The organism is Staphylococcus sp. FSL K6-0223 (assembly GCF_038008285.1).
The window spans coordinates 208,041-221,586 of sequence record NZ_JBBOYX010000001.1; the positions used below are offsets into that span (position 1 = coordinate 208,041).

A 13,546-nucleotide genomic window follows, 5' to 3' on the forward strand; every position below is an offset into this window, starting at 1 on the left:
TCCTAGAATAAGAAGTATCTTTGTGCTAATGGTAATTCAGTTGCTGGTTCACTTGTGATTTTTTCACCATCTACAAATACTTCATATGTTTGTGGATCAACATCTAATTTAGGTGTTGCATCGTTATTTTTCATATCTTTTTTAGTAAGATTACGGATACCATGGACTGGTCGAACCATACGTTCTAAGTTTAGTTGGTTATAAATACCGTTTTCGTATGCTGTTTTAGAAACGAATGTAATCGCAGTGTGTTGTTTATTTGCACCATATTGACCATACATTTTACGATATTTCATAGGTTCTGATGTCGGAATAGAAGCATTCGCATCACCATTCACAGCTGAGTTAATCAATCCACCTTTAACAACAAGTTCAGGTTTTATACCGAAGAAAGCTGGATTCCATAGAACTAAGTCAGCTAATTTACCTTTTTCGATTGAACCAACATAGTCAGAAATACCATGTGTAATCGCAGGGTTAATTGTATATTTTGCGATATAACGTTTAATACGATTGTTATCGTTATAGTCAGTATCACCTTCTAGAGCACCACGTTGTTCTTTCATACGATGTGCAACTTGCCATGTACGTGTGATAACTTCACCCACACGACCCATCGCTTGAGAGTCAGAACTTACCATGCTAAACACACCCATATCTTGTAATACGTCTTCAGCTGCAATCGTTTCTTTACGAATACGTGAGTCTGCGAAAGCAATATCTTCAGGGATAGATGCATTTAAATGGTGTGTAATCATAACCATATCTAAGTGTTCGTCTACAGTATTGTGTGTATAAGGTAAGGTTGGATTTGTAGATGACGGTAAAATATTAGGATATGAGGCAGATTTAATTAAATCTGGCGCATGTCCACCACCAGCACCTTCTGTATGGTACATGTGTAAAACACGGTCTTTTACAGCGGCCATTGTATCTTCCATGAACCCAGCTTCATTTAATGTATCAGCATGTAGAGCAATTTGTACATCAAATTCATCTGCTACATCCAATGCATGACTTAGCGCTGAAGGAGTTGCACCCCAGTCTTCATGTACTTTTAAACCGATCACACCAGCATGAATTTGTTCAATTAATGCAGTGTGGTTTACAGCTTGTCCTTTACCAGTGAAACCAACATTAATTGGTAAATCTTCAGCAGCTTCTAGCATACGATGGATATGCCAAGGTCCAGGTGTAACGGTTGTAGCTTTAGCACCTTCTGATGCACCCGTACCACCACCTATATGTGTTGTCACACCACTTTCAAGCGCAACTTCTGCTTGTTCGGGGTTAATAAAGTGAACGTGGGTATCGATACCACCAGCTGTTACGATTTTACCTTCAGCAGAGATAATATCAGTTGTTGAACCAATAATAATATCTACGTTATCCATGATATCAGGGTTACCTGCTTTACCAATGGCAAAGATATAACCATTTTTAACACCGATATCTGCTTTAACAATTTTGTCATAATCTATAATTAATGCATTTGTTAATACTAAGTCAGCCACTTTGCGGTCATCACGTGTAACGTTAGGGTTTTGAGCCATGCCATCACGAATAGATTTACCGCCACCAAACGTTGCTTCTTCACCGTAATTTGCATAATCTTTTTCAACAGTTGCAAATAAGTTAGTGTCACCTAGTCGTACTGCATCGCCAACAGTTGGACCATATAAACTTGTATACTGAGATTGAGTCATTTTAAAGCTCATTACTGTTTACCTCCCATTTTGTTCACATTTTTTTCGCCATTATCACCTTTTGGCGCAGCATATTCATCATTTTCACCAGTTGGACGATAAACGCGATCTTCGTCAATTTCACCGTTAACTAAACCTCTGAAACCATAAATTTTACGGTTACCAGCATATTCAACGAGTTGAACTTTTTTCTCATCACCAGGTTCAAAACGAACAGCAGCACCAGCAGGAATATCTAAGTGTTTCCCATATGCTTTTTCTCGATCAAATTTTAAACCTTCATTGGCTTCAAAGAAATGGAAATGTGAACCAACTTGAATTGGACGGTCTCCAGTATTTTTAACATTGATCACTGTTTCAAAATGACTTTGATTAATTTCAACTTCTGTATTTTTTATTTTAATTTCACCAGGTTTCATTTAAAAATCCTCCTTACACGATTGGATGATGAATAGTGATTAATTTAGTTCCATCTGGGAATGTTGCTTCAATTTCAATATCAGTCAACATGCTATCAACGCCTTCCATGACATCATCTTTATTTAAAATTTGTTTACCGTAACTCATTAAATCAGCTACAGTTTTACCATCACGTGCACCTTCTAGTAATTCATCACTAATAAGTGCTAATGCTTCTGGATAATTTAATTTTAAGCCACGTGCTTTACGTCGACGCGCTACTTCAGCAGCTACCACGATCATTAATTTATCTTGTTCCCGTTGAGTAAAATGCACTGTTATACCTTCTTTCTTTTAAAAATAAGTACTGCAACATTAATCATAAAACTGTAGAATATTTTTAACAAGTAATTTATCTTTTAAATTTATTTAAAATCACTTTTTAAATTAAATTTGTATATATTTTTAATGTTACAAAAGTGTTTAAAAGGTATAATAATTAGAAAGGAAATGAATAAAATAATAAAGGTGAGTTTATGAAATATGTAGAGATTTTCTTAAAAAATATTGCTCAAGTCGTATTTATGAATAATAAATGGTCAGGGCTGTGTATTCTTATAGGATTATTTATTGCAAATTGGAAAGTTGGATTAGGGGCAGCAGTGGGAAGTCTCATTGCACTTGTTCTAGCGCCGTACTTTAATTATAGTGAGGATGAAATCCATGATGGATTAGCTGGATACAATTCAGTATTAACAGCAATCGGGTTAGCATTATTCTTAGAAGTATCTTTAATGAACTGGATTGTACTTATTGTGGCGACCACTCTTACTTTACCAGTTGGAGCTGCAATCCGAGAAATTTTAAAACCATATGGTCTACCCATGTTAACTTTTCCATTTGTCTTTATGACCTGGTTAATTTTAGCAATGGGCATGCAATTTTCAAAAATGCATATCACAATAGATATTTTGCCTACTAAAATTAAACATCCAGACATCAGTCATTCACATGTGAATTTTATTAGCGGTATCATTACAAACTTTAGTGAAATTTTCTTAGTGACATCAATCATTGGTAGTCTGTTAATTATGATTGGTATTTTTATTGGTTCAGTAAAAGGCGGGATCTATGCAGTAGTATCAAGTATTTTAGCAGTGATATGTATCACATTACTAGGTGGAGACTATCCCACTATTACTGATGGATTGTACGGCTATAACTCAATATTAACGGGTATTGCGTTGGGTGCGACGTTTAAAACAAAATTCAATCCGATTCTTGCAGTGATTACTGGTTTATTATTAACAGTAGTGATGCATGGTGCATTAGCTACAACATTAGCCCCAATTGGTCTTCCTATTTTCACCGCTCCATTTATTTTTGCAACGTGGCTTGTGATGTTTGCAGGTAAAGAGCAGCATGAAGTTAAAAGTTAGAACATATTAATGAGAGTGAGACCGCATTTCTTTTTAAATGTGTTGTCTCACTCTTTTTTTTATTATTTATGCTAATTTAGATATGATATGGATGAGAAAGAAAAAGGAGAGGGTTAATATGAAACGTATATATGTTGTGGGAAGTATGTCGATGGATTTGGTTGTGTCGACTGACCAAGTGCCAAGTAAAGGTGAAACAGTATTAGGAAATACATTTTTCACTACACCAGGCGGTAAAGGCGCGAATCAAGCAGTGGCAGCAGCAAGATTAGGTGACCATGTTCACATGGTAGGGTGTATTGGCGATGATATGTTAGGTAAACAAATTCTTGAAAATCTAAAGCATAATCATGTAAATGTTGAATATGTAAAAAAAGTAAAAGGACCTTCAGGTACCGCACACATTACACTAGCTGATAATGATAATAGTATTATTGTTGTACCTTCAGCAAATCATAAAGTCACAGTCTCTTTGGTAGACTCAGCTTTATCAAAAGCAAATAAAGGAGATATTGTGTTACTTCAACAAGAGATTCCAGCTGATGTTGTTGCTCACACTGTTCATTATTGCTATGAACATGAACTTACTTCTATTTTAAATCCAGCTCCATATAGAGACATTTCAGATGATATATTGGAACAAGTAACATATTTAACACCAAATGAAACTGAAAGTGAAAATATGTTTGAAGGAGACATTGATCAAGCGTTAGAACGTTATCCTGATAAATTGATTGTGACACAAGGTGCATTAGGTGCTGTATTTTACGATGGTTTAGAACAAATTGAAATTCAAGGAATTGAACGAGAAGTAAAAGATACCACAGGCGCTGGGGATACATTTAATGGTGCGCTTGCAGTCGGATTACAAAAAGACGATTCACTTGCTAAAGCTATTGCATTTGCTAATGTCGCCGCTAGTCATTCAGTTACAGCACTTGGCGCACAAGGTGGTATGCCCACAATAAATGACATAGCTCAAGATTTAGATATGTAGGTTTTGTATATAAACGTGTTAAGTCTATTTTAAAATAAGCGTATTCAAAAGTTGAAACACATCTATTATAAATAATATAAAATTATTATATAATGTTGGAAGGTATTATAATATTTCTATAACTTAAAGGAGTAACTATATGACTAAGACATATTTACTTAGCACGCTTATTGTTTTAATATCTATAGTTTTATGTGCATGTCAATTTTCAACATTGTCATCATCAAAGAAAGACACTAACAAGGATAAAGAAAATATTGCAAATATATATGCGAAAAAAAGTACTCAGAATAAAAAAGATTGGCAAGTGTATCAAGGTGATATTGCACATGTATTTTATCATCCAGTGATTACTGAACCTAAAGTAGCTTTTACACAAGAGAAGAATCAAGCTAAGGGTAATTTTGATTGGATGATTACAGCTGATGAGTTTAAGCGTTCATTAAATGAACTCTATAAACACCATTACATATTAATAGATCCACATGAGGCTTATGATTTAAAAGGAAAGACAGTTACTAGAAAAGAATTAAAATTACCTAAAGGTAAGAAACCATTAATTTTATCCATTGATGATATGAATTATTATGAGTACATGAGAGGTCATGGATATGCAGATCGTTTAGTGTTAGATCAGAAACAACATGTCGTTTCTGAAACTAAAGATAAAAATGGTAAGGTAACAACAAGTGAAACAAATGATATTGTACCTATATTGAATCAATTCGTGAAAGACCATCCTGACTTTTCACTCAATGGTCAAAAAGGCGTCGTTGCGCTAACAGGATACAATGGCGTGTTAGGTTATCGAACAAATGAGTTAAATAATAAAGATTATCTAAAACGTAAAAGAGATGCTAAAAAAGTTGTCAAAGTAATGAAAAGAGATGGTTGGACATTTGCAAGTCATTCATGGGGACATATCGATTTTGCAAATAGTTCATATGATCAAATTATTCGTGATACGAAACGTTGGAAAAACGAAGTAGAGCCTATTATAGGAAAAACAGATTTATTTATATATCCACATGGTGCTCAAGATAGAGGGGCTAAAGCATATCAATACCTTGTTCATGATGAAGGATTTAAATTTTTAGCAGGTGTAGGACCAAATAATTTTACAGATATCGGCAATGATAGTGTCTATCAAGATCGTGTTGCGATTGATGGATTAAATTTATATGATTTTAAATATAAATTAAAGCCATTTTTAGATCCGAGTAAGGTGTATAGTGAGAAAGATCGTCAATATTTTAAAGGAGATAAATCCTATCAATAGTATGCTATAAACAAAAGAGTTGGACAAAATTCATAAGACCATTTGTTCAACTCTTCTTTATTTTATAATTAAAGAATATATATTAGATACTTAGTTGTAATTCGCCTATAAAGTTGTTATAAAATATATTATACAATATTATAAAAATAAAAGTAGGTAATATAATGTTTTTGAAAGTAACACAAAGTATTGGAATACTTAGTTTATTTACATTATTAGGAACTTCAATCTCTCATGCAGCAGAAACACCCGTTGATATTACAAATAAAGAAGGTAATGTCGCAGTAAGTTCAAATTATGAACCTGATGGTGTAACGCTTACGACACAACAAGGCCAAATATTATATAATTTCCAAGGAAATAAAGAAGCGGATCCTGCTTCTTTGTCTAAAATGATGACCCTCTATTTAACATTAGAAGCAGTTCATCAAGGAAAACTTAAGTTAGACGATAAAGTTAAAATCACGAGCGCGTATGATCAATTATCTAAAAAGCCAAATTTAACATCTGTCCCTTTAAATCAAGGTCAAATATATACTATTAAAGATTTATTAACACAGGCAGCCTTACCTTCAAGCAATTCAGCCGCAATGATTTTAGGAGAACAAGTGAGCGGCAATACGTCAACGTTCACAGACAAAATGAATGCACAAGCTAAGGCTTTTCATATGAAACATACACATTTTGTGAATCCAGCAGGTGCTGCTAATGATTTACTTGGACAACAAGCACCAAAGAAATATAGAAAAGATATTTATCCTAAAAGTACGTCAGAAGATATTGCGATATTATCTCATCACTTAATCGCCAAACATTCGCAAATTTTAAACATAACGCAACTTAGTCAAGATACTCAAAAAGGTTATACTTTTAACAATACTAATTTATCAATTAAACATGAGCCCCTTTACTTAAAAGGTACAGATGGATTGAAAACGGGTACGAGTGATAAAGGATATAATATTGCTTTAACTAACCAACAGAATCACCTTCGACTCAATGAAGTGGTTATGAATGTGGCACCGTATATGGATAATAATGCCAAATACAATCGTAATCGAATAGGGAATGCGATTTTTAAACATTATCGTAAAGAATATGAATACAAAAAAGTGTTATCTAAAGGAGAACATAAGATTGACGGTAAGACATATAAAGTAGATAAAAATTTATATGATACCGTTCCTAAAGATAATAAAAAATGGGATATACGAATCAATAAAGATGGAAAAGCCTATGTGCACTATAAACGTGATTTCTTACCAGAAACGACTTATCCGCGAGTAAATGCTAAAAAAGTATGGAAATGGTTCTAAATAAAAGCGGGATACACTTTAACGTACTATTAAATGTGAGATTAATATCAAACAATTTAATAAGTCAGTACGATATTTGTTTCCCGCTCTTGTTTTATTTTAATAACTTTAAATGAACCTCTCTCGCTCCACAAATCATGGTAACGATATCTGAAGACACTTCATCAATGGATTGTTGGCCATACTGAATCCAGTTTAGAATAACGCTTAAAATGCCTCCAGTTAGAAATTCTCCATAAATGAACTCATCTATATAAAATTGTCCAATTTGTTTATCAAATTCAATTTGTTGTTTAACCACTGCATAAATTTGATTATATAAAATTTGATAAACTTCACTATAAATATTGATAGAAATGACACTTTTTACCATTGCTTTGTTATCACTAATGAAAAGTAAAATATCTTTCATAAATTTATTGAAAAATTGTCTCGGATCTTTTGGATCAATTTCAGGCAAATGTAACGTTCGAAAATATTCAATTAATGTACCGACAATATGATTAAGTAAATCATACTTATCATTGAAATGACGGTAAAATGTAGAACGACGTACATTTGCTTTTTCGCATAAATCTTGAATGGTGATATTTTCAAAAGATTTCGTTTCAAGCAAATCTGAGAATGTAGTAATGAGTGCTTTTTTTGTTCGTTGTACACGTAAATCTTGATTATTCATGCTGTTCACCTCTCATTTAGGACATTTTATCAAAAATGTCACTTAAGTTACATTTTCACTTAACTGACTCACAATAATATTTTATAAAATGATTATAATATAAGCGAAGGGTAGATTAATTTCTAAAGCGTTTACTTATAGTTTACTACTTTTCATAGATTACTTAAAAATATAAATAAAATGGGGAGTGAATCATATGTACTATAGTAATGGAAATTATGAAGCATTTGCACGTCCGAAAAAACCTGACTATGTTGCACAAAAATCTGCTTATCTTATTGGCTCTGGATTAGCATCTTTAGCTGCTGCATGTTTTTTAATTAGAGATGGGCAAATGGATGGGTCAAACATTCACATTTTAGAAGAATTATCTAAATCTGGTGGAAGTTTGGATGGTACTGAACTTCCAATGAAAGGCTACGTTATGCGTGGTGGTAGAGAAATGGAAAATCATTTTGAGTGTTTATGGGATTTGTTCCGTTCCATCCCATCACTTGAAATTGAAGATGCTTCAGTTTTAGATGAGTTTTATTGGTTAAATAAAGAAGATCCAAACTACTCAAGATGTCGTGTTATTGAAGAAAGGGGTCAACGATTACCTACAGATGGAGACTTTACTTTAACAAAACAAGCCATGAAAGAAATACTCCAATTATGTATGATGAAAGAAGAAGATTTAAATAATGTGAAAATTTCAGATGTCTTGTCAGAGGATTTCATGAATTCAAACTTTTGGATTTATTGGAAGACGATGTTCGCTTTTGAACCTTGGCATTCTGCAATGGAAATGCGTCGTTATTTAATGAGATTTGTGCATCACATTGGAGGTTTAGCTGATTTTAGTGCCTTGAAATTTACTAAATACAATCAATATGAATCACTCGTACGCCCTATGATTGCATACTTAACGTCCCATGGTGTGCAATTTGAATACAATGTTCAAGTGCTTGATGTTAAAGTAGATGTGACTACCAAAGACAAAGTTGCTAAAACAATTGAACTAAAACGAAATGGTAATAAAGAAACAATTCAACTCACACCCGATGATCTTGTATTTATTACGAATGGTAGTATCACAGAAAGTTCAACTTATGGCGATAATCACACACCCGCGCCTCCTACAAAAGACATTGGCGGAAGTTGGAATTTATGGCGGAACTTAGCTAAACAAAGCCCTGAGTTTGGCAATCCCGAAAAATTCTATAAAGATTTGCCAGATAAAAGTTGGTTCGTCTCAGCAACGGTAACGACAAATAACAAGACAGTAATTGAAGCTATCGAACGTTTATGTAAACGTGATCCATTGTCAGGAAAAACGGTAACAGGTGGGATTATCACAGTTAACGACTCTAAATGGCAAATGAGTTTTACTGTGAATCGTCAACAACAATTCAAAGAACAATCTAAAGATGAAGTGAGTGTATGGGTTTACGCTTTATATTCAGATGAGAAGGGCGATTATATCCATAAACCGATTGTTGAATGTAGTGGTCATGAAATATGTCAAGAATGGTTATATCATATGGGATTACCTATTGATCAAATAGAATGCCTCGCAACACAACATTGTAATACGATTCCTGTATATATGCCTTACATTTGTTCATATTTCATGCCAAGATCGATTGGCGATCGACCACTTGTTGTCCCTCAACACTCTCGTAACTTAGCCTTCATTGGTAACTTTGCAGAAACAGAAAGAGATACAGTGTTTACTACAGAATATTCTGTAAGAACAGCGATGGAAGCAGTTTATCAATTACTGGACATAGATAGAGGTGTTCCAGAAGTCATTGCGACAGAATTTGATATGCGTGTCTTATTAGATGCAGTCTATGAACTTAATGATCGTAAAGACTTAAAAACATTAGCCAAGCAAAATAAAATACAACAAGTTGCATTACACACGTTTTTAAAAAAGATAGAAGGTACGTTTGTAGAAGAACTTTTGACGCAACATAAATTATTATAATAGTGTGTAGGTAAATGTTAACCCCCGCGTGTTCGAGAACATGCGGGGGTTAAATCATGATTATTCAATATATCGTCTTAAATGCTTTGCTGTAACAGAATTATTAATATTTAGAAGTCCTTTAGGTTCTCCAGCATACAATAATTGTCCTCCATGTTCACCAGCAAATGGTCCAATGTCAATAAACCAATCTGCTTCTGTCATCATCGTTAAATTATGTTCGATTAAAATGACAGTATTCCCTTCATCAATCAAATGATTAAAGCATTCAATGAGAATAGGCAAATCGTCTTCATGAAGTCCTGTTGTAGGTTCATCAAAGATAAATATTTTTTAAGTTATTTTGTTTTGCGCCAATAATTTCGATATCGGACATGGTTTTTACCTCATTGCTATTATTACGCGACAGTAGTAAATGTATTCACTTTTCTAAAGGAAGAATAGTAACGTCAAGACAAGATTAAAATAGGTTTTTAAAAAATCTTTATAATTTTCACGTGTGACAGCGAATTGCTCTTTTTTATATCTTTTAGTAAGGGTAAGGTGATGATAAGACATCGTAGCTCGACCAAAATTTTGTGGTTTTGTAATCATGAGTTGCTTTACAAATATAGATTCAGGATGTGAGGTATTGTAGTTAATCATTTCATCAAAATCATGAATATCATGAGAAATAAACTCTGCTTTATAACGTGTTACCCACGTTGTTTCTTCCAGTTTTTGAAGAAGATATGTCGTAGGGGTTTCAAAAATGGCACGAAATTGACCTGTCTTTTCAAACACAATTTGTGTCGCTTCAATTGAAGTTATTGGGAGTGCTTGTAATGGTAAATCGCCAAATCCCACATCAGCAATATAGTAACCATTATTAATAAGCACAACCAGTGATAAATGAGAGCCTTTAGGACTGTAGTTGCCATTAAGCTGATGAACGGTTGCTGACATTCGAAACACTTTAAAACCTTTAGCTTCTAAGTAGCTACCGAAGAAGTGGTTCATTTCATAGCAAAACCCACCCCGATGTTGATATATAAATTTATTAAATAAATAATCTAAATCAACTGAAATCTTTTCTTTATTTTGAACACTAATATTTTCAAAAGGAACGGTTAGCATAAAGCGTTCCATATAATAGTTAAGTGCATCTAAAGTAGGTTGAGGATAACGTTGAGACTCAATATTTAAATAATCTTCAATTGTTTTAATATCCATAGTTTTTCCTCCTTAATTGTTATGTATTCAAAATATAAAATAGAACAAACGTGTGTTCTTAAACGAACACACGTTTGTGATTATAGTTCTTGTTTCTTAAAAATAGATAGTGATGAAAAATAAGAAATGACAAAAATAATAACACCAAGCAATGCATAACTACCAGTTGCTACTAAAACGAGGGGGTTTGAAGCGATTTTACTCATTGAACCTGCTTTTATGAGTATTGGCATAATAGCAAAGAACCACATGGATAAAAATAACGCAACAGCAACAACTGCTGTAGTAAGCATAATGACATTTGAATTCTCAGGACCAAATTTAAATGTGAGTGGAAACATTAATGCATACGTACAAGCCATCCCAATACCTATGAATGCTGAAAATAATGTAACCATAATATCTTGAGTCACGATAAGACAAATGATGGCGCCAATCATTAAACCAAGTAAAATGAGTAAACCATAAAAAGCAAAGTATGCTTTTACATAAGTATGTCTATGTGTAGGAAGGGTAGATACATAGTACATCCATTTAGAATCTTTTTCACGTTTTAAGTTATCTGATACGGGAGATAATAACATGACCATTAGCATGAAACAACACATCATTGGACTAAAAAACGCAAACACAATACTTAATACGATACCAATAATTAAATAGGTTATGAGAGGTTTTTTAGAAGCATAAAAACTACTAAGTATAAGTCCTTTCATTATTTGTCACCTCGCATAATTAATTTTGTAGCATCATCAATATTTTGAAGCGGGCGTGCTTGTTCAAAGTGTTGACGTTGCTTGACTAACGTTTGACGTTGACCATGACGTATTCGTGAAGCAATGATTACCTCTTGAGGTAAGTCTAAAGGGGATGTTTCATCTGTTTCGATAATGCCATAATCAGTTAGTAATATATGTTTGTCTTCTTGTAAAAGAATATGACCATCGCGCATAAAAATAAGTGTTGTAGCAAGTTGTTCCATATCCTCAGAAATATGAGATGAAAGTAAAATACCATGTCCTTTTGATACATAATCTTCGAGAATTTCTAACACTTCTTCTCGTCCTGAAACATCCATACCAGCTGTCGCTTCATCTAAGATTAATAATTTAGTATCATGCGAAAGGGCGATGGCTAATGCTGCTTTCATGCGCATCCCTCTAGAAAAAGTAGAAATTTGATTATTTTTAGGTAATTCAAATGATTGAATAAGATTGAAAAATTGATCACTATTCCAATGTTTAAAAATATTTAAAAATACTTTATCAATCTCTGTTATTGTCAATTTATTCGGTACACGTAAATCATCAAAAACTACACCTACGTGCTCTTTATAATTTTTATCTTTTTCGGAAATAATTTGATTAAAAAAAGAAATCTCTCCTGAATCTTTAAATCGATTACCCACTAATGTGTTAATAAGTGTGGATTTACCTGACCCATTTTTACCAATTAAGCCAATGACCTCTCCTGGATTTAAAGTGAATGAAATATCATTTAATTCGAAATTTGAATTCTTATACGATTTATTAAGTTGCTGTACTTGAAGTAAATGTGTCATCTAATGATCCTTTCTTTATAGAAGTGAAAACTATGAATGATAAAATTTATATGTTTTTAATAAATGACTAAATCCATTATAAATAAACAAAATGATTAAAATAAAGATTCCTAACGTTTGGGAATGACCAGTTTCTAACGAATAAAAACCTAAAAATATTGCACCAACCATAATTAAAGATAGGTTAATATAGAATGTTTTGAACAAAGAGTTAAAGTAAATATGTCGTTCTCCTTCATCTAAAATATTAATTAATTTCTCGGCATAATTTTTTTCTCCTAATTTGGGGTAGCGAGAATCAAATTTACGATAAAATAATCCTGTAATTACCGAAGAAATAATCGTTGTCATAAAAGGGAGTAAGGCCCAACTACTAGTACTAGAATTTCCATTTCCTAAGACAATGATAAAAAGAGCAATGAAGCTAATTGTTAATTGTAGATAATAAATAAAAGAATTTTGCATATATGCTAAATTAGCTTTCTTATCATATGAATCTGCTTCATCTTCATCAATATGTGTTTCGGATAAACGTTTGTAATGAACGGCTTTTTTTTGAATAATAATTAAATATATACTTAAGACTAGGATAAGCGCCACACAGATTAATGAGATTAAAATGACATTTGAATGTGTAGCATAATGATAATTTCCAAAGAAGTGAAAGCTATGGTTGTAGTCAATGAATAAAGCTATACATCCTCCAATCAGTCCGCCCATTAACAAAGTGATTATAAAACGACCTATTTTCATAAATCTTCCTCCTCAATTATAAAGATAGATTCAACAGGTTCATTAAAAATACGAGCTATTTTTATAGCAGTTAAAATAGAAGGTGTAAAGTCATTTCTTTCAATGAGAGATACAGTTTGACGTGAGATGCCTGCTTTTTTAGCAAGTTGCGTTTGATTATAACCTTCTCTTGCTCGTAATTCTTTCAATCGATTTCGCAATCATCATCATCTCCTCACAATCAGTGTATATTA

At 32.9% G+C, this 13,546-nt stretch carries 14 protein-coding genes and 1 pseudogene; 5 read left to right on the forward strand and 10 right to left on the reverse strand.

What is annotated here, in order from left to right; all coding sequences use genetic code 11:
• Positions 1–2 precede the first annotated feature (2 nt).
• Genes ureC through MHI13_RS01040 form a run of 3 tightly spaced genes read right to left on the reverse strand, consistent with a single transcriptional unit; the run spans position 3 to position 2,441 of the window.
• Entirely contained in the window at positions 3–1,718 is a 1,716-nt protein-coding gene (ureC, locus tag MHI13_RS01030) for an urease subunit alpha (protein WP_017175516.1), read from the reverse strand.
• Positions 1,718–2,125: an urease subunit beta gene (locus tag MHI13_RS01035; protein ID WP_070548031.1), complete on the reverse strand. Its 408-nt coding sequence runs from the start codon at positions 2,123–2,125 to the stop codon at positions 1,718–1,720. Before MHI13_RS01035 ends, ureC begins: the two co-directional genes overlap by 1 nt.
• 13 nt (positions 2,126–2,138) lie before the next feature.
• A complete protein-coding gene (locus tag MHI13_RS01040; RefSeq protein WP_002449337.1) occupies positions 2,139–2,441 on the reverse strand; it encodes an urease subunit gamma in 303 nt (100 codons plus the stop codon).
• 200 nt (positions 2,442–2,641) lie between these two features.
• Between MHI13_RS01040 and yut the strand changes: the two genes are divergently transcribed.
• From yut to pbp4, 4 genes are all read left to right on the forward strand, one after another.
• The gene (gene yut, locus MHI13_RS01045; protein WP_070548029.1) at positions 2,642–3,544 is read left to right on the forward strand and encodes an urea transporter; all 903 of its coding nucleotides are present in this window, start codon (positions 2,642–2,644) and stop codon (positions 3,542–3,544) included.
• 118 nt (positions 3,545–3,662) lie between these two features.
• Positions 3,663–4,541 carry a ribokinase gene (locus MHI13_RS01050; protein ID WP_002454710.1) on the forward strand — a complete coding sequence of 293 codons (879 nt, stop codon included), beginning with the start codon at positions 3,663–3,665 and terminating at the stop codon, positions 4,539–4,541.
• A 139-nt stretch (positions 4,542–4,680) separates the two neighbouring features.
• A complete protein-coding gene (locus MHI13_RS01055) occupies positions 4,681–5,820 on the forward strand; it encodes a polysaccharide deacetylase family protein (RefSeq protein ID WP_070548026.1) in 1,140 nt (379 codons plus the stop codon).
• A gap of 164 nt (positions 5,821–5,984) precedes the next feature.
• Complete coding sequence (gene pbp4, locus MHI13_RS01060; RefSeq protein WP_070548024.1) at positions 5,985–7,136, forward strand: penicillin-binding protein PBP4; 1,152 nt, start codon at positions 5,985–5,987, stop codon at positions 7,134–7,136.
• Positions 7,137–7,230: 94 nt separating this feature from the next.
• Here the strand turns inward: pbp4 and MHI13_RS01065 are convergent, their stop codons facing one another.
• Positions 7,231–7,815 carry a TetR/AcrR family transcriptional regulator gene (locus tag MHI13_RS01065; RefSeq protein ID WP_070548023.1) on the reverse strand — a complete coding sequence of 195 codons (585 nt, stop codon included), beginning with the start codon at positions 7,813–7,815 and terminating at the stop codon, positions 7,231–7,233.
• 196 nt (positions 7,816–8,011) lie between these two features.
• Between MHI13_RS01065 and MHI13_RS01070 the strand changes: the two genes are divergently transcribed.
• Positions 8,012–9,787, forward strand: coding sequence for an oleate hydratase (locus MHI13_RS01070; RefSeq protein ID WP_070548021.1), 1,776 nt, complete (start codon positions 8,012–8,014; stop codon positions 9,785–9,787).
• A gap of 60 nt (positions 9,788–9,847) precedes the next feature.
• Here the strand turns inward: MHI13_RS01070 and MHI13_RS01075 are convergent.
• The 6 genes and pseudogenes from MHI13_RS01075 to MHI13_RS01100 all read right to left on the reverse strand — a co-directional run.
• Positions 9,848–10,117 (reverse strand): annotated as a pseudogene (locus MHI13_RS01075) (ATP-binding cassette domain-containing protein); the annotation flags it as partial.
• Positions 10,118–10,216: 99 nt separating this feature from the next.
• A complete protein-coding gene (locus tag MHI13_RS01080; RefSeq protein ID WP_070548019.1) occupies positions 10,217–10,999 on the reverse strand; it encodes an arylamine N-acetyltransferase in 783 nt (260 codons plus the stop codon).
• Between the two features lie 80 nt (positions 11,000–11,079).
• Positions 11,080–11,715 carry an ABC-2 transporter permease gene (locus MHI13_RS01085; RefSeq protein ID WP_065580968.1) on the reverse strand — a complete coding sequence of 212 codons (636 nt, stop codon included), beginning with the start codon at positions 11,713–11,715 and terminating at the stop codon, positions 11,080–11,082.
• Complete coding sequence (locus MHI13_RS01090) at positions 11,715–12,560, reverse strand: ABC transporter ATP-binding protein (protein ID WP_070548018.1); 846 nt, start codon at positions 12,558–12,560, stop codon at positions 11,715–11,717. Before MHI13_RS01090 ends, MHI13_RS01085 begins: the two co-directional genes overlap by 1 nt.
• Positions 12,561–12,590: 30 nt before the next feature.
• Positions 12,591–13,313: a DUF3169 family protein gene (locus tag MHI13_RS01095; RefSeq protein ID WP_070548016.1), complete on the reverse strand. Its 723-nt coding sequence runs from the start codon at positions 13,311–13,313 to the stop codon at positions 12,591–12,593.
• Positions 13,310–13,513, reverse strand: a complete 204-nt coding sequence (locus MHI13_RS01100) for a helix-turn-helix transcriptional regulator (RefSeq protein WP_002449521.1) — start codon at positions 13,511–13,513, stop codon at positions 13,310–13,312. Before MHI13_RS01100 ends, MHI13_RS01095 begins: the two co-directional genes overlap by 4 nt.
• Between the last annotated feature and the right edge of the window lie 33 nt (positions 13,514–13,546).

What these genes read in the sequence shown, in the direction of transcription:
- ureC (WP_017175516.1), bottom strand. Translation starts at nt 1,718, where the DNA reads ATGAGCTTTAAAATGACTCAATCTCAGTATACAAGTTTATATGGTCCA.
- MHI13_RS01035 (WP_070548031.1), bottom strand. Translation starts at nt 2,125, where the DNA reads ATGAAACCTGGTGAAATTAAAATAAAAAATACAGAAGTTGAAATTAAT.
- yut (WP_070548029.1), top strand. Translation starts at nt 2,642, where the DNA reads ATGAAATATGTAGAGATTTTCTTAAAAAATATTGCTCAAGTCGTATTT.
- MHI13_RS01050 (WP_002454710.1), top strand. Translation starts at nt 3,663, where the DNA reads ATGAAACGTATATATGTTGTGGGAAGTATGTCGATGGATTTGGTTGTG.
- MHI13_RS01055 (WP_070548026.1), top strand. Translation starts at nt 4,681, where the DNA reads ATGACTAAGACATATTTACTTAGCACGCTTATTGTTTTAATATCTATA.
- pbp4 (WP_070548024.1), top strand. Translation starts at nt 5,985, where the DNA reads ATGTTTTTGAAAGTAACACAAAGTATTGGAATACTTAGTTTATTTACA.
- MHI13_RS01065 (WP_070548023.1), bottom strand. Translation starts at nt 7,815, where the DNA reads ATGAATAATCAAGATTTACGTGTACAACGAACAAAAAAAGCACTCATT.
- MHI13_RS01070 (WP_070548021.1), top strand. Translation starts at nt 8,012, where the DNA reads ATGTACTATAGTAATGGAAATTATGAAGCATTTGCACGTCCGAAAAAA.
- MHI13_RS01080 (WP_070548019.1), bottom strand. Translation starts at nt 10,999, where the DNA reads ATGGATATTAAAACAATTGAAGATTATTTAAATATTGAGTCTCAACGT.
- MHI13_RS01085 (WP_065580968.1), bottom strand. Translation starts at nt 11,715, where the DNA reads ATGAAAGGACTTATACTTAGTAGTTTTTATGCTTCTAAAAAACCTCTC.
- MHI13_RS01090 (WP_070548018.1), bottom strand. Translation starts at nt 12,560, where the DNA reads ATGACACATTTACTTCAAGTACAGCAACTTAATAAATCGTATAAGAAT.
- MHI13_RS01095 (WP_070548016.1), bottom strand. Translation starts at nt 13,313, where the DNA reads ATGAAAATAGGTCGTTTTATAATCACTTTGTTAATGGGCGGACTGATT.